This window comes from Micromonospora sp. NBRC 110038, from assembly GCF_020884815.1.
GTDB lineage: Bacteria > Actinomycetota > Actinomycetes > Mycobacteriales > Micromonosporaceae > Micromonospora > Micromonospora haikouensis.
In genome coordinates this window covers 48,477-63,743 of record NZ_BBOL01000005.1, presented here as the reverse complement: position 1 = coordinate 63,743, position 15,267 = coordinate 48,477, and the positions used below count along the sequence as shown (strand labels likewise).

Here is a 15,267-nt window from a genome sequence, read left to right as displayed (position 1 = left end):
GTTTCACAACCGGGCGAGGAACGGATAGACGGCGAAGCCGAGCAGCACGAAGACCAGCAGGGAGCCCGGAATGTCCAGCCGGCTGGTGATCGCCTCGGCGCGGGCCAGGTTGTCGGTGCGGATCTGGTCGCGCAGGGAGTCGGCCCGGCTGCGTAGCGTGTCGTGCACCTGCGCGCCCTCGCTGCCCGACGAGCGCATGATCGCCCCGACGTCGCCCAGCTCCGGGATGCCGATCCGGTCGGCCAGCTCGCGCAGCTCGTCCCACGGCGAGTGCATCTGCATCTGGGCGATCCGCAGCGACTCCCGGATCCGGTCGAACACCCAGCCGTCGCAGACCGTCGCGGCCCGCTCCAGGGCCTGCACGGGGCCGTGTGCGGCCGAGAGCTGCAACGCCACCAGGTCCAGGTAGGTGCAGACCGCCTGGCGGAACTCGTCCCGGGCGGCGTCCGCGCGGGTCAGCACGCTGCGGTGCGCGATCAGGGCGGCGACGAACGCCATGCCGAGGCTGCCCAGCAGCGGCACGGCCAGCGGCACGGACACGCCGCCGAGGAAGAGCACCGCGCCGAGGAAGGTCGGGGTGGCCAGCCCCACCAGGGCGGAGAGCAGCAGGGACAAGGCGTACTGCTCGGGGGTGCGGTCGAGCAGGGCGAGCTGCCGGTGCGGCGGGCGCAGCCAGCGGGCGAACCCGCCGATCCAGTCGGGCCCGCGCCCCGTGGTGGCCCGGCCGGTGCCCGGCGGCTGGTGCAGCCGGCGCAGGGCGGGGCCGAGCGCCGGTGCGGCCGGCAGGGCCTCCCGGACCACCAGGAACAGCCCGAGGCCCACCGCCGCCCCGCCGACGACGGCCAGGGTGAGGTGCCAGTTGAGGATCATCCGATCGCCTCCGCCGGGTCGGGGGCGGGCAGGAAACGCGCCGGCCGGGGCGGCTGGCTCATCGACCGCACCCAGGCCAGCAGCCCGACGAACGCCGCGCCGAGCACGAGCATCACGAGCTGCCCGACCGGCGTCCCGTACGGGCGGACGTAGTCGGTGTTGACCAGCCCGTACGCGATGGTCAGCAGGGTCATCCCGGTGAGGAAGCGCACCGCGAAACGCGGCTGGGTGCGCTTGGCCTCGATCTCCCGCCGGGTGGCGACCTCGGCGGCGGCGGCACCCGCGATCGAGCCGAGCACGTCGCCGAGCCGCTCGCCCCGGTCGGACAGGTGCAGGATCAGCGCCGCCACGACCTGGTCGCACACCGGGTCACCGATCTCGTCGGCGAACGCGAGCAGCGCCGACTTCGCCAGCCAGCCGGCCTGGAGGCGGGCGGCGAGCAGGCGTACCTCCTCCTCGATCTCCGCGGGGGCGGTGGCCAGCGTGCCGAGGATGGCCTGCTGGAGGCCCTGACCGGTCGACGAGACGTCCTTGAGCCGGCGGGTCCACTCGCCGACGGCCTCGATCCGGGCGATGGCCCGCTGCTCGGCCCGGCCGACGGAGAACAGCCACGGCGCGCCGGGCACCGCCACGGCGACCAGCAGGCCGACCACCGGCAGCCCGGTGAGCAGGAACGCCAGCGCGCCGGCCAGCACCGCCCCGCCGAGCAGGAGTTGGTGGTTGCGCCGCTGCCGGGGCGTGCCGGAGCCAAGCCAGAGCCGGCTCAGCCCGCCGCCGGGTCCCGCGCCGGGGGCCGGCCCGGCCGGCCGGGTGGTGCCGACCAGCGCGACGACGGCGAGCACCAGGCCGGCCACGCACGCCGCGCCGGAGACCACCGCGATCAGCTCGATGTCGGCGGTCACCGGGCCACCGTCCGCGCCCCGAGCCGGGTGTGCCGGGGCCGCCGCCACGCCCCCGTGCCGGCGTCGATCCACCGGCCCAGCAGCCGGGCGTCGTAGCCCACCCGCAGCAGCTGGTCGCGGACGCGTTCCGGCAGGTGCCGGGGGACCGCCCGGCCGTCGGGGCCCGGACCGAAGACCGTGGTGGTGGTGATCCGGCTGCCCTCGCCGACGCCGATGACCTCCTCCACGTGGGAGACGAACCGGTGCTTGCGCCCGCCGATCGCGGTCTCGTCCTCGACGGTGACGTAGACGATCAGGTCGAGGGCGTTGCCGGCCATCCGGCGGGCCTGGTCGACGGTCATCTCCCGGCCGTGGGAGAGCGCCAGCTCGACGATCCGCTCGCCCACCCCGCCCGGCGACCGGGCGTGGATGGTGCACATCGACCCCCGGCTGGTGGTCATGGCCTGGAGCATCGGCACGATCTCCCGGGACCGCACCTCGCCGACGATGATCCGCAGCACGCCCATCCGCAGCGAGACGGGGATCAGGTCGGCGATGCTCACCTCGCCGGCCGGACGGCCGTCCAGCCCGCGCTCGCCGTGCCCCTCGCGGGCCTCGAAGCTCATCACCGCCCGGTGCTTGTGCCCCCGGCGGGTGGGCAGCAGCTCCCGGCTCTCCTCCAGCAGCACGTACGGCTCGTCGGCCGGGATCTCGTCCATCAGCGCCCGGATGACGGTGGTCTTGCCGGCCCCGGCCAGGCCGGCGACCATGATGTTCAGCCCGGCCCGCATGGACGCCCGGAGGAAGTCGCGCAGCAGCGGGTCAATCATCTCGTCCAGGTCGCCCCGGCCGCCGGCGATGTCGTCGAGGCTCACTTCGAGGGTGTTGTGCTTGCGGATCACCGCGTACGGGCGGTGGCTGACCAGGAAGACCGCGGCGAGCCGGCTGCCGTCGGGCAACTGCAGGTCGAGGGTCGGCTTCGAGGTGGACAGCGACCGCTCGGTCGCCCCGGCCCGGCGGGCCGCCGCCTGGAGGATCTCCACCAACTCGTCGTCGCTGTCGGCGATCGGGTCGGCCCAGTCGACCCCGCCGCCGTGCCGGGTGATGCGCACCTGGTCGCAGCCGAGGATGTGCACCTCCTCGATGGTGCCGTCGACCAGCAGCGTCTGCAGCCGCCCCAGGCCGACCAGCTCGGCGGTCACCTGGTCGAGCAGCAGCCGCTCCTCCCCGGCGGCCATCGGGGTGCCGGCCCGGCGGACCGCGTCCGCGTACTCGGCGACGACCGCGACGGCGAGCCGGGCCCGCTCGACGTCCTCGGCGTCGGCGTCGAACTCCCGACCGCGCTGCCACAGGGTGAGCCGCTCGCTGAGCTCGCGGCGCAGCTCGCGTACCACGGCGAAGTCGACCCGGGGTCGGGGCGGTGCCGGCGCGACGGGCGGGGCCGGCGCGGCCCCCGCCGGCGGCGCGGGCTGCGGGTGGCCGCCGCCGGTCGGCGCGGGTGGCGGGTGGGGGCCGCCCGACGCGGGGGCGAGCGGCGGCGCGATGGAGGTCGCGGCGGGCTGCCGCGCCACCCGGGGGTCGTGCGACACCGGCTCAAACCGCACCCGGCACCCCCTGGGTGACGGGCCAGGCCAGCCGCGCCCGGCGGCGGTCCAGCAGCGCCCGGACCGGCACCTCCAGGGCGCCGGCCGCGCGCATCAGCGGCCGTCCGGCCCGCAGGGTCCCGCCGAGGGTCAACACCTCCGCGGTACGCGGGTCGTCCGGCAGCCGCGCGATCACCGGCAGCCGCAGCGCCTTGCTGATCTCGCCCCGACCGTGGCCGTCGCCGACCGGCAGCAGCCGCAGCGTGCCCGGCGGCACCCGGTGCTCGGTGAAGTCCCGCTCGATCGCCCGGACCATGGCCTGGGTGGCGGAGAGGTCGGGCAGCCGCGCCCGGGTGACCAGGAGGACCACGGCGGCGGCGCGCAGGATCGGCCACGGCGGGCCGGCGACCTGGAGCCGGCCGCAGTCGACAAGCACGTCGTACGGGGGGTCGCCGCGCTCCAGGTCGAGGAAGAAGTCGGTGAACCGCTGCCAGAGCGGGGCGACGCTGCCGGCCTGGGCCGGGTCGACGACGCCGGGCAGCAGCAGCCGCTCCCGGCGCGGGGCGTCCAGGTCGACCAGTTGCGACCAGAACGCCGTCTCCAGGCTGCCGTCGCGCAACTCCCCGACGGCCAGCTCGCCGATGCCCCGGGGCCCGTCCAGCGCACCGCCGAGGTAGCCGGCGAGGATCGAGCCGCCGGCCGGGTCGCACTCGGCGAGGATCAGCCGCCGGTGCCAGGTCAGGGCGCAGGCGAGCGCGGACGCGGTGACGCCCGGCGAGCCCTTGGCCGAGACCAGCGCGATGATCGCCATGCTCAGGCCGCCCGGGTCAGCACGACCGCGATCCGGCTCTGGGCGGCGAGCGCCACCACGGCGGGCACGTCCCGGGCGGTGAGCGCGACGTAGACCACCACGCTGCTGGTGCTCGGGGTGGCCGTGTCGATGACGGTCGCCTCGAACCGGGTGCTGGAGGCGGGCTGCCCGCCGGAGCTGCGGTCCGGGGTGCTGACCAGCAGCACCCGGTCGCCGGGGTGCAGCCGCTTCGCCGGCACCCGGCCCGGGGCGAGGTCGAGCGCGAGCTGCTGCTGGCCGGGGCCGAGCAGCGGATCGTCGGTGAGCTGGCCGAGGGTCAGCAGGGTGCCCGGGGTGAGGGCGACGGCCGCCCGCATGCCGACCACGTCGTCGAGCTGGGCGGCCGGCACCGGCCGCAGCCCCTGGCCGCCGGCCACCTGCACGGTGACCAGGTCGTCCGCGCCGAGCGTGCGGCCCACCTCGACGGCGCGGGCGACCGCCAGGTAGCTGCCGGTGGCCCGCACGGAGGTGACCGCGAACGCCGCGCCGAGGCCGCCGAGGGCGATCAGCAGCACGGCGAGGCCGAGCAGGCCGGGCCGGACCCGCCGCTGCCGGACGACCCGGGGCGGGGCGACGGGAGCGTCCACCGGCTGCCCGGTCCCGTTGCGCGTAGCGAGACTCACCGCGTCACCACCTGAAGTTCGTCGATCTGGACCTGGATGGTGCCGCTTTGGCGGGTCTGCGGGATCTCGCCCCGCACGCCGTTGGTGGCCCTCCAGCGGACGGTCCAGTGGGTCGTGGCGAAGACCTCGTACGTGTCGGCCTTCGCGTAGCCGGCGTAGCCGCAGTCCGGGGAGCGGCCGCCGGCACCCGGGCCCTGCGGGTCGTACGGGGTGCCGGGGCCGTGGCAGGTGACCTCGTCGTCGTTGCCCATGTCCCACACGATGTCGTCGACCTTCGCCTCGATACTCACCGTCAGGCCCCGGTCGGAGGCCGAGGCCTCCAGCGGGCCGAAGTAGGCCTTGCCGGGGCTCGCCCACATCCACACCGGGAGGCCGACCAGCCCGGAGCCGATGCGCTTGCGGGGCGCGACGGTCGCCCGGGGCGGCAGCAGCGAGATCGAGGCGAGCGCCCGGCGGGCCAACTCCTCCGGGTCGGGCGGGGTGCCGTAGCCGGGCGGCGGCGCGTCCAGCAACTCCTCGTGCACGCTGCCGAGGTCGCCGCCGTTGCAGGTCGCCGTGTACCACTGCATGCCCTCGGGGGTGTCCTCCCGCTGTGGATCCGACAGCCTGTAGTAGCAGCCGTTGCCGTTGTTGAACCAGCCGAGATCCTCGTCGTAGCAGGGGAGGACCCTGCCCTTCCACTGGCACGTGCCGCTGCCGCCGCTCGAACCGTCGCCGTCGCCGGGGTCCCCGCCGCCCGGGTTGCCCGGGGTGCCCGGGTCGTCGTCCCAGACGTCGCAGTCGTTCTGGCCGATGGGGCACTCGATGCCGCCCTCGCGGGCCGCCGCGACGGTGGCGGTCGGCGGTGCCGCCGCGACGGCGAGCGCGAGGACCAGGCCGATCGCGGCCAGCAGCCGCCCGGGGCGGGGTGCGGAGGGCAGCCCCGGGTGGGCGGCGGGCGGTCGCGTCGGGCGAGCGGCGGCACCAGCCGCGCGGCGACCCCACCGGGTCAGCACGGCTGGTCCTCGTGGCCGGCGCCGTAGTTGATCAGCCAACGGCCGTGGTACCGGGTGGCCGTCGCGGTGGCCAGGTGCCGACCGCCGCCCGAGCCGGGTACCACCCGTTTGGTCTTGGCGTCGACCAGCCGGTAGCCGGTGGTGTCCAGGCAGTCCTGGATCTCGACGGTGGCGGGGACGGAGTCCAGGCTCACCGACGTGACGGTGGGGTCGGAAACGAAAGTTCCGGTACGCACGGCACCGTGCTCCTTAGCTTCGCGAATTGCCAGTCGAACCCTGGTCAACAACGGGTCGGCCAGGAATTTCGCCAGTTCCGGGTGGCGCGGATCGCTGCGCCGGCTCGCCGCCCGTGATGCCGCGAGATATCCGGAATAGGCGGCGAGCGCCGCCTCCCGGGCCGCCCGTTCCTCGGCCGCGGAATGGGTCGCGGTGGCGCTCGGCCCTGCCGTCGCCTGGGGCCGCGCGGCGGCTTCCGGCTTCGCGCCGCACGCAGCCACCGGCGTGGCGGTCAGGGCCGTGACCAGTAAGATCATCCATCGGCCGGGGCGCCGTGTTCGCAACGCCGTGCCTCCTCGCTGGCGACCCGGGGCGGGCGGTGCACCGACCGTCTCCGGGCGTGCGGCAGCGCGGCCGGATCAACTCATCCGGGCCCCTCGGTTCACCGCCGCATTTACCTGTGCTGATCTTCTAAGAGCCGTGCACCGATGTCTTCTGTGGCCTCCGACGCCTCATGCTGGGGTTGCGTCGCACTCAAGGGGCGAGCATAAGCTGACGCCTGGCGATGCAACAGAGGCAATCTGTTCGAATACGCTGGGTGATGGACGGCGGTGATCACGGATGGCGGGCGTCGATGCCCCGTGTCGCGCTCCGCTGCTGTACGGTGACCCCCGTCACAGTGTCGGAGCGTCGACGGCGGTTGGTCCGTTCGGCTCGAATGCTGGCCCGCTCCAGGCGGGTAGGCCCGAATTGCCCCCCGCCCGGCGGGGGATCACCGCCGGGCGGGCATCCCACCCGACCGGCGGCCCGGTGGGATGCGCGGCCGTCGGATTCCGCACCATCCGCTACACGTCGGCCAACCGAGAACTACTCACCGTGTCGCCCCGCCCCGGGGTGTCCAGGTCCGGGAGCCGGTCGTGACCGGGGAGCGGCTCCGGCGACCGCCCGACCCGACCCTCGCGCCGCCCGCGCCGGGCCGGCCTTCTCGCGTACGCCTGACGGCCCTGCTGGCCGGCACGCCGCTGCTCCGCCTCGCGGTCGCCCGGTACGCCGTACCGCCGGGGGAGCCGGACCGGGTCGCCTGCCCGCGCTGCGGCACGCCGCTCGGCCTCGACCGGCCCTGGCCCGCGCTAAGCCCGGCGGCGCGGTGCGGCGGCTGCCGGGCCCGGGTCGGCGCACCGGCCGGCGCGGTCGAGCTGGCCGCCCTCGCGGCGCTGGCGGTGCTCGTGGCGGTGCCCGCCGCGCCGGCCGAACGGGCGGCCCTCGCCTGGTGGCTCTGCTGCGCGGTGCCCCTCGTGCTGATCGACGCGGCCGTGCACCGGCTGCCCGACCGGCTCACCTGGCCGGCCGCCGCCGGAGTCCTGGCCCTCTACGGCGTGGCCGCCGCGACCTCGGCGGGGATCGCCCCCTGGCTGCGCGCCGCGCTCGCCGGGGCCGGGCTGGCGCTGGCCTTCGCCGCCACCACCCTGCTGCTCGGGCGGCGCGGCTTCGGCCTCGGCGACGCCAAGCTGGCGCTCGGGGTGGGCGCGCTGCTCGGCTGGTACGGCTGGCCCGTCCTCGTCCTCGGCCTGCTGGTGACGTTCACGCTGTCCGCGCTGACCAGCCTGGCGCTGCTGCTGGCCCGCCGGGTCCGCTGGTCCAGCCACCTGCCGTTCGGCCCGTTCCTCGCCCTCGGCGCGGTCGCCGCCCTGCTGCTGGCCCGCTGACCGAGCCGCCTCCCGCGCTACCCGCCTCCCGCTACGCGCCCGCGCTACGCGCGGGCCCTCCCTTCACCGGGCGGGCCAGCCGGCGCAGCAGCTCGGCCGCCGGCCGCGCCAGCAGCGGGGCGCCGACGCCGGTGACCAGCGCGCCGAGCAGCAGGCCGGCGAGCACGTCGTGCGGGTAGTGCACCCCGACGAAGACGCGGGAGAACGCGGCGAGCACGGCCAGCGGGACCGCGTACCAGGCGAGCCGGGGGGAGAGTAGGACGATCGCCGTCGCCAGCGCCCCGGCGATCGTGGAGTGGTTGCTCGGGAAGGACCAGTCCCCCACGGGCGGGCACCGCTCGGCGATGATCAACAGGTCGGTCGGTACGCGGCAGGGGCGGTCCTGGTCCACGACGGTCTTGAGCAGCTCGCTGCCGCCGTACGCGAGGACCACGGTGGCCGGCGCGGCCACGGCGAGGGCCAGGTTGCGCGGCCCGGCACCCAGCTTGGGCAGGGCGGCGGCCACGAGGAGCAGGCCGAGCAGGACGATCGACCACTCGGTGAAGTGCGCGGCGAACCACTGGACCGGCTCGGGCGTGCCGTCGGCGAAGCTGACGACGTCGTGGTACAGACCATCGCTGAAGGGTGGAATCGATGACAAACCAGCGTTGATCATGATTCACCCTACCAAAGTTCATCTGCTGTTCACCCGACCCCAGGCCAGGAAACTGACCGGCGTCACCGGCCCAGACGAGTAGGCCGCCCTGGTCGACGACGAACCTCTTCACGAACCTGATGGCGCGGCGCAACCTGCGCGGCGCGGCCGAGGCCGTCACGCGGCATCCGGAGGTAAGGAGGGGCCCCTTGTCGACGCATACGGTAGAGAAGGGTCCCCTTCTTGCACCCGGGCGAGGCGGCTTACGCCGGGGGTGCGGCCGGGCCGGGGACGGGGTGCTGCACCACGCCGGACATCCGCTCGACGACGTCCTCCAGCGCCTCGAAGGCGTACGCCCAGTTGTGGCACTTGAAGCTGCGCAGCCCGTCGATCGGGGTCCGGCAGTCGACGCAGTGCACGCCGGGGATCGCGTCCGGGACCTCGGTGTTGACGTACCGGCGGTCGCCGAGGATCACCCGGGCGATCATCGCGGGGTCGTGCACCCCGTGCAGGGCCGACGAGACGATGTCCAGCCAGGTCATCCGCCGGCCGCACTTCGGGCAGTCCGGCTCGTCGCCGCTGACCCACAGCGGCGCGCCGATGCTGCGCGCCGGCATGCCGAGCAGCTTCTCGATCCGGCGTACGTCGTGCTCGGGGGTGACCCAGCGGTGTCGGCCGGGCAGCGAGGCCGGTGAGTCGTACACGGCGCGGAACAGGACCGGATCGACCTCGACGGTTTCCCGCTGGCGGGTCATGGCGACCTCCTCGACCTCGCGGCGCCGGCCTGGCCGGCACCCGCAGCCCACCGTCGCCCGGGTGGTCGACGGACACAACCGGATCAACGACACGATGGGCCTGTGGGCAGCCACGCGGGGAGCTGGACATTCAGGGCGCGCTCGCGGCGGGCTGCCCGGGTGGCGGGCGCCGACCGCTCCCGTGGAGGACGCCGTGCTGGCGTCCGGACGGCGAGCCGCGAGCGGGGGTGTCGCACGGCTTCGGCGGGGTGGGCGTCCGCCGCTGAGCCGCCCGGCCGGGCCGGAGGGCTGCCGTCGGGCGGGGCCCGGCTCGTCGTCGGGCCCCACCCGAGCCCCTACAGGTCCCCGGGGCAGGTGACGCGGTTGATGGTCGAGTAGGCGGTGCGGATGCCGTACTGGAAGTCGTCGAGACAGTTGCCGTAGACGACCATGCCGACCTCCACGGTCCTGCTGGCGTCCGAGTAGTAGATGATGGTGATGCTCTCGTTGGCCCCCGGGTAGGGGAGGGCGTGGGCCGGGCTGGCCACGACCGCCGTGGTGCCGGCGACCGTCAGCAGGGTGGCCACCACGGCGTTCCGCACGAGCTTCTTCACTGAGGCACCTCTCGATCGAGCGGGCTGGATGCGCTGATGATAGTCGTCTGTCGATCAATGGCGTAGGTGTGGCGGCGGTGGCTATCGTGCGGGGATGCCGATGACGGACGAGCCGTGACCGGGCGACCCGCCGCCGCGGACCACGACGGTGCAGCGGTGGGCCGGGCCCGATGAGCGACCCAGACGACGGAGCGCGCCTGGCCGGGGACCTGTCCGACCGGCTCGCCGCCCTCACCTTCGTCGACCTCACCACCGAGCGGGTCACCGAGCTGCTCGTCGACACGATCGCCGACTGGGGTGCGGCACAGGGGTGGCGGGTCTACCGGCGGGCGGCCAGCGTCGTGCCGCTGCCGCCCCCGATGTCCGGGCAACAGTCGGTCGTGGACGTCGCCTGCGCCCGGCCGGCCGCGCCGCCGGTGGTGATCGAGGTCGACCACACCGACCGGCGTCGTACGGTCGAGAAGCTGCTCGCCGAGGCCGCCGCCGGGCGGGTGCCGATCTGGGTGCGGTGGGGTTCCCGGGGCTTCACCGCACCGCCGGAGCCGGTGCGGATGGCCACCCTCACCGTTGCCGCACGGCGCGGGGAGGCGGGCGTACGCCTGTACTCCCGCCAGCCGGCGAGGCAGCTCCCGCCGCCGGAGCACCACGCCGAGCCGGTCACCGCCGGCCCGGCGGATCCCCTCTTCGGCCCCACGAGCGCGAGCTGAGCCCGCCACGTCCCCTGGTCAGGCCGCGCCTCGGTCGACCAGGCTGAACGTCGTGCCGACCGGGGCGTCGCCGAGGACCTCCACGTAGATCTTCTTCTGGCTGGGGCTCCACTGCACCACCCCGTACTTCTCGCTGATGATGGAGTAGGAGGTGCGCCCCTTGTCGTCCTTGCCCTCGCGGGTGATCCCGAACAGGGTGGCGTCGGTCGGCTGGCAGTCGGTGCCCACCAGCGACGCGTACCCCGCGGAATCGATCTTGACGCCGAGGCACGGCTGGTGCGCGATCTCCGGGTTCAGCGATCTGATCATGTAGTCGACGCCGACCGGTTCGAGCACGAAGACGGCGTCCTTGCCGGTGCCGTCGCCGACGTGGACCTTGCCGTCGTACGGCAGCGAGAGGTCACGGTCGATCTCCACGACGTGCAGCAGGATGCGCCGCTGGCCGGCGAGCATGGCCCGAGTGCGGTCGGCCCCGGCGGACGACGGCGACCCGGTCGGCGTACCCGATGCGGGTGTCGGCGTGGTGGACGCCGGCCCGGTCGTCGCCGGCCCGCCGACCGTGTTCGACCCGGTGGGGTCCGGGTCGGACGGGCCCAGCAGCCGCGGGCCGAACAGGGCGGCGGGCACCAGCACCGCGATCACCGCGGCGGTCACGCCCAGCCCGGTGAGCCAACCACGCCGTTTCGAGCCCGTGCGTCCGGCCGTGCCCGACCCCGACGACAGCGACCCCTGGTCCGCTGCCGTCAGCAGCCCGTCGAGCAGTTCCCGGGCGGTGGGCCGGGCGGCGGGGTCCTTCTCCAGCGCCCGGGAGACCAGCTCCCGCAGCGGCCCGCCGAGGCCCGCCAGGTCCGGGGGCTGGGTGAGGATCCGCATCGCGATGGAGGTGGCGGAGTCACCGCCGAACGGGTTGCGACCGGTCGCGGCATGGGCGACCAGGGCGCCCCAGGCGAAGATGTCGGCGGCCGGGCCGGCCGGCTTGCCGGACGAGGTGTCCAGCCGCTCCGGAGCCATGTACGACACCGTCCCGACCAGCTGGTTGGTCCGGGTGTGCTGGCTGGTCGCCTCGAACGCGCGGGCGATGCCGAAGTCGATGACCCGGATCCCGCCCGGCGCGACCAGGACGTTCGCCGGCTTCAGGTCCCGGTGGATCACCCCGGCGCCGTGGATCGCGGTGAGCGCGGTGGCCACCCCGACCGCGATGCTGTGCAGTTGCGCCGCGCCCAGCGGCCCGTGTTCCCGGAGCAGCTGGGCCAGGCTGGGACCCTCGACGTACTCCACCACCAGGTACGGCGGGTCGTGGTCCGGGTCGGCGTCCAGGACCTCGGCGGTGCAGAACGGCGGGACCTGGCGGGCCCGGTTCACCTCGCTGCGGAACCGGGCCCGGAACACGTCGTCGTGCGCGAGCTCCGGCCGGACGACCTTGACCGCCACCCGTCGCCCCTGCGGCGACCGGGCGAGGAAGACGCTGCCCATGCCACCGTCGCCGAGCCGGCCGAGGAGCTCGTACCCACCGAGTCGGGCCGGGTCGCCGGGACGCAGCCCGTCGTTCACGCCGGATGCCCGCAGGCCGCGACCACTGCGCGAACCATGTTGCCAACCACCCGTTCTCCTCAGGCCGCTCGAACGCCGCCCGCAGCCTATCGTTCGCCCACGCAGCGGCGTCGATGCCGTCCACGCCCGGGCGGGCCGCGACGCCGCCCGCGGACGCGCCCCGGCCCCGGAACGGACGGCGGGTCGACCGGAGAACCGGGTCGACCCGCCGTCCGCCACCCGTATCCGGTGCCGGGGCAGCGCCCTAGCCGACCCTGACCAGGTCGAACCGGTCGAAGACCATGCTGTAACCGGTGGAACCCGCGTTCTTCCCGACCACCACGGCCCGCAGGGTGTGGTTGCCGGCGGACAGCGACAGCCCACTCGGCTGCTGAACGGTGCCGCCGACGCGGCCCACGAGTCCGGCTACCTGCTGGACGTCGTGGGGCTCGAAGGCGACGCTTCCGCCAGGGCCGACCGGATGCACACGCTGCTGCATCCCGACAACATCGACGGCATCCTGGCCTTCGCCCCGCTCGCCACCTGCATGGCGGGCCTCGACCTCACGTCCTTTCCCGTGCCGGTGCTGGTCGAGGGCGAGTACGACGACAACATGCGGGCCCAGGGCCTGCTGGCGGACGCCGCGCCGATGGCCGAGATCGTGCGCCGACTCGCCGCCGACGGACACCGCCGCTTCGTGCACGTGGCCGGCTCCGACCTGTGGGCCTCCGCCCGCAACCGCCGCACGGTCTACGAGGCGACCGTCGCGGAACTCGGCCTCACTTCCTGCGCGGTCGTCGACGGCGACTGGACCGTACGCTCCGGCTGGGAGGCGGCCACCACGGTGATAGCCGGGTGCGGAGCCACCGCCGTGCTGGCCGCCAACGACCGGGTCGCGTTCGGGGTCATCCAGGGGCTACAGAGCCTGCACATCGACGTGCCCGGCCAGATCAGCGTCGTCGGCTGGGACGACGAGGAGATCGGCCGGTACATGCGGCCCGCGCTGTCGACCGTCCGGGTCGACCGGGAACGGCAGGGCCGTGAGGCGATGCTGCGGCTCCTCGCCCTCCTGAGAGGCGAGGAGCCGGAAAGCCTGGTACACCCGCCCGGCCTCAACCACGTCGTGCTGCGCCAATCGACCGGCCCGGCGCCTGGGGCGTGAGCCGACCACCCGCCCACCAGGCGACCGACGGGCCGACGCCCGCCCGGCCGTGCTCAGGTCCGGCGGCTGCGATTGGCCTGCTCGAAGATGTCGAGCAGATCCAGCATCGTCCTGCGCTGCTGGTCGGTGTAGGCCGGGTCCCGCAGGATCGCCTCGCGGGCGCTCACCCGGGGCGTGCCCTCCCCGTCGGTGGGGGCGGCCGGCGGGACCGGCGTGCGACCGGCGAGCCGGTGCGCCTCGGTAAGGTCGATGTCGAGGGCGTCCGCGAGGGCATTGACGACGCGGGCGGTGGGTGGCCGCCTCCCACCCCGGAGGCGGTCGACCGTCGTGCGGGCGATGCCGGTTCGGGCGCGTAGCTCCTCGTCCGTCCAGCCGCGTGCGCCCTGCTCGTGGCGCACGCGCCACCAGAAGTCGTACGCCACGCCCCTTTCGGGCCCCTGAGTCACGTGCATGTTGTAGCACGACTGCATGATCCGGACATAGTCCCGGCGGCGAGGGCACAGGTCACGAACTGCCGCCGTGTTCGTCCCGCATTGCTTTGCATCGGATTCGTGCGTCGACTAGCATCTTGTAGCGCACGGATGCGCTGCGATTCGATGCAAGGTGGTCTTCGATGACGGAGTTGGACACAGACCGCTTCCTGACCGTCCAGGAGGTCGCGGACGTCCTCCGGGTCTCCCGATGGAGCGTCGGGCGTTACATCGGGGCCGGCGCACTGGAAGCGATCAAGGGCGACGGGCCGAACGGCAGCATCCGCATCCCGCTCCGAAGTCTTCATGCCTACATCGAGGCCCACACCGTCGCCGGCTCTGAAAGGGGGCGAGGTGATCCACCCCGTGCCGGCGGCGCCGGTCCGGTGCGCGGTCCGGGTGCACATCGCGCGCGACCGCCGTCCTGACCCATGACACAGTGCCGCCTCCGGCAGGTGTGGCCCGGAGGTGACTGCACGCTATGCCCGATCGGCGGGCGGCCATCTGGTTCACAGTCATATGTTTTCGCACGTCAGTGCATATTTGTGAGAGTGCCGCGTCGTTATTGAAGCGTCCTCGTTGGATGCTGAGAATGGTGCGGGGCCGGCATGCGCCGGCCCCGCACCGGGAGCGGCTACCTCTGATCGTTGAACTTTGCGAGTGCGGCGATCAGGCGTAGCAGATGGGCGGTGGCCCTGGCTGCGTCAGCAGGGCCACCGCTTCCCCGGGCCTCCAGCACTACTGCTGCAAGCTCGAACGCGGTGGCCAGCGCCTCCACTGCTCGGACCGTGCCGTCTCGGGGTGCTGGCTGCCTCCCGGGACGGGCGGGGCTTGTCTCGTTGGGGCCTTCAGGCCTTTCAGTTTCTTCGGACACCGGTGCCCCGAAGAAGGTTTACGTACTCCCCTCCGCGTTCGACTCAACGCTCAGCAGGGGCGGGAGTGACGGACGTTGCGACGGAAACGCGGGCATCGCCCCGGGGGTCGCCGGTCGCCGTGACTATTCCCTCACCGTCTTGCCACACGGTTTGTACGTTGACATTCGGGTCGAATCCTGCTTCCCACCCCCACAAAACGTCTCATATTCCTTGTAACGGACACGTTTGACGAAATGCAGCGGCGCGCTTGTCGCTAGTTGCAATTTGCACCATGCAACGCCGTGTGACATTGCCCACGATCGAAGGATCGCGTCGTGGCGGTGACCTGTCATCATGCGCCGCCAGGCAATCGACGTCCGCGACGCCGCCTTGTCCACATTCGACTGCACTACCCAGGGCGCTGCGCCAGACCCGGCGAGTGCCGGCGGGCGTTGCGGCAGAGGGTAAGGACCGGGTGAGAGCCCGCCGAGAGCGGGCCGACGACCGGCTCGCCGCACTCTCCCGCCGCGCCAGTGGTCTCCTCGACTAAGGGCCCGGACCGGCTAGGCGGCGTAGGCGACTGCTGGCAGTGCAGCCGACGTCGAAGGTGAGCCCAACGCTTGCTGACGACACCGGGGGAGACTGTCGCCCCCGGTGTCGCCTACTGCAGCCGGGCGAGGGTGGGTCGAGGTCGACGTCCAGGATTCGCGCCGTGAATCCGTCCGTGTCGGGGACATACGAGCACCTGTGGAGCACCCGTCGGCCCCGATGGGGTTCTGGTGGCCGTGAGGACGCCCCGGTAGCTTCAGTGGTCTCTGTCTTCGATCGGAAAGTCGGC

17 protein-coding genes are annotated in these 15,267 nt (G+C 73.8%); 4 read left to right on the top strand and 13 right to left on the bottom strand.

The window, feature by feature from the left end; all coding sequences use genetic code 11:
* Positions 1-3 precede the first annotated feature (3 nt).
* The 7 genes from LPU61_RS18590 to LPU61_RS18560 are packed head-to-tail and all read right to left on the bottom strand — an operon-like array spanning position 4 to position 6,335.
* The gene (locus tag LPU61_RS18590; RefSeq protein ID WP_043963708.1) at positions 4-867 is read right to left on the bottom strand and encodes a type II secretion system F family protein; all 864 of its coding nucleotides are present in this window, start codon (positions 865-867) and stop codon (positions 4-6) included.
* Positions 867-1,820 carry a type II secretion system F family protein gene (locus LPU61_RS18585; RefSeq protein ID WP_374199691.1) on the bottom strand — a complete coding sequence of 318 codons (954 nt, stop codon included), beginning with the start codon at positions 1,818-1,820 and terminating at the stop codon, positions 867-869. The genes LPU61_RS18590 and LPU61_RS18585 overlap by 1 nt, the downstream gene beginning before the upstream one ends.
* Positions 1,769-3,355 (bottom strand): CpaF family protein, encoded by a 1,587-nt coding sequence (locus LPU61_RS18580; RefSeq protein WP_043961255.1) that lies wholly within the window; start codon positions 3,353-3,355, stop codon positions 1,769-1,771. Before LPU61_RS18580 ends, LPU61_RS18585 begins: the two co-directional genes overlap by 52 nt.
* Positions 3,345-4,145, bottom strand: coding sequence for a hypothetical protein (locus LPU61_RS18575; protein ID WP_043961256.1), 801 nt, complete (start codon positions 4,143-4,145; stop codon positions 3,345-3,347). The genes LPU61_RS18580 and LPU61_RS18575 overlap by 11 nt, the downstream gene beginning before the upstream one ends.
* A 2-nt stretch (positions 4,146-4,147) precedes the next feature.
* Positions 4,148-4,807 carry an SAF domain-containing protein gene (locus LPU61_RS18570; RefSeq protein WP_229405626.1) on the bottom strand — a complete coding sequence of 220 codons (660 nt, stop codon included), beginning with the start codon at positions 4,805-4,807 and terminating at the stop codon, positions 4,148-4,150.
* A complete protein-coding gene (locus LPU61_RS18565; protein ID WP_229405625.1) occupies positions 4,804-5,802 on the bottom strand; it encodes a hypothetical protein in 999 nt (332 codons plus the stop codon). The genes LPU61_RS18570 and LPU61_RS18565 overlap by 4 nt, the downstream gene beginning before the upstream one ends.
* Positions 5,796-6,335: a hypothetical protein gene (locus LPU61_RS18560; RefSeq protein WP_229405624.1), complete on the bottom strand. Its 540-nt coding sequence runs from the start codon at positions 6,333-6,335 to the stop codon at positions 5,796-5,798. The genes LPU61_RS18565 and LPU61_RS18560 overlap by 7 nt, the downstream gene beginning before the upstream one ends.
* A gap of 600 nt (positions 6,336-6,935) precedes the next feature.
* Between LPU61_RS18560 and LPU61_RS18555 the strand changes: the two genes are divergently transcribed.
* The gene (locus tag LPU61_RS18555; protein WP_308102573.1) at positions 6,936-7,724 is read left to right on the top strand and encodes an A24 family peptidase; all 789 of its coding nucleotides are present in this window, start codon (positions 6,936-6,938) and stop codon (positions 7,722-7,724) included.
* Between the two features lie 31 nt (positions 7,725-7,755).
* On the opposite strand, the gene LPU61_RS18550 is transcribed toward LPU61_RS18555, so the two are convergent.
* The 3 genes from LPU61_RS18550 to LPU61_RS18540 all read right to left on the bottom strand — a co-directional run bounded on the left by LPU61_RS18550 (position 7,756) and on the right by LPU61_RS18540 (position 9,706).
* Complete coding sequence (locus LPU61_RS18550; protein ID WP_043961259.1) at positions 7,756-8,379, bottom strand: phosphatase PAP2 family protein; 624 nt, start codon at positions 8,377-8,379, stop codon at positions 7,756-7,758.
* A gap of 242 nt (positions 8,380-8,621) precedes the next feature.
* Positions 8,622-9,113: a hypothetical protein gene (locus LPU61_RS18545; protein ID WP_043961260.1), complete on the bottom strand. Its 492-nt coding sequence runs from the start codon at positions 9,111-9,113 to the stop codon at positions 8,622-8,624.
* A gap of 335 nt (positions 9,114-9,448) precedes the next feature.
* Entirely contained in the window at positions 9,449-9,706 is a 258-nt protein-coding gene (locus LPU61_RS18540; protein ID WP_229405623.1) for a hypothetical protein, read from the bottom strand.
* 170 nt (positions 9,707-9,876) lie between these two features.
* On the opposite strand from LPU61_RS18540, the gene LPU61_RS18535 reads away from it, so the two are divergent.
* Positions 9,877-10,413 (top strand): hypothetical protein, encoded by a 537-nt coding sequence (locus LPU61_RS18535; RefSeq protein WP_043961262.1) that lies wholly within the window; start codon positions 9,877-9,879, stop codon positions 10,411-10,413.
* Positions 10,414-10,431: 18 nt separating this feature from the next.
* On the opposite strand, the gene LPU61_RS18530 is transcribed toward LPU61_RS18535, so the two are convergent.
* Positions 10,432-11,964 carry a serine/threonine-protein kinase gene (locus LPU61_RS18530; RefSeq protein WP_043961263.1) on the bottom strand — a complete coding sequence of 511 codons (1,533 nt, stop codon included), beginning with the start codon at positions 11,962-11,964 and terminating at the stop codon, positions 10,432-10,434.
* 244 nt (positions 11,965-12,208) lie between these two features.
* On the bottom strand, positions 12,209-12,442 hold the full coding sequence (locus tag LPU61_RS18525; protein ID WP_229405622.1) for a hypothetical protein: 234 nt from the start codon (positions 12,440-12,442) through the stop codon (positions 12,209-12,211).
* Between LPU61_RS18525 and LPU61_RS18520 the strand changes: the two genes are divergently transcribed.
* Positions 12,425-13,105, top strand: coding sequence for a substrate-binding domain-containing protein (locus LPU61_RS18520; protein ID WP_229405621.1), 681 nt, complete (start codon positions 12,425-12,427; stop codon positions 13,103-13,105). The two genes, LPU61_RS18525 and LPU61_RS18520, sit on opposite strands and share 18 nt — an antisense overlap.
* 53 nt (positions 13,106-13,158) lie before the next feature.
* Here LPU61_RS18520 and LPU61_RS18515 read toward each other — a convergent pair whose 3' ends face one another.
* Positions 13,159-13,551, bottom strand: a complete 393-nt coding sequence (locus tag LPU61_RS18515; protein WP_158499147.1) for a helix-turn-helix transcriptional regulator — start codon at positions 13,549-13,551, stop codon at positions 13,159-13,161.
* Between the two features lie 167 nt (positions 13,552-13,718).
* Here LPU61_RS18515 and LPU61_RS18510 point away from each other — a divergent pair, with 167 nt between their 5' ends.
* A complete protein-coding gene (locus LPU61_RS18510; RefSeq protein ID WP_229405620.1) occupies positions 13,719-14,003 on the top strand; it encodes a helix-turn-helix domain-containing protein in 285 nt (94 codons plus the stop codon).
* Positions 14,004-15,267: the final 1,264 nt, after the last annotated feature.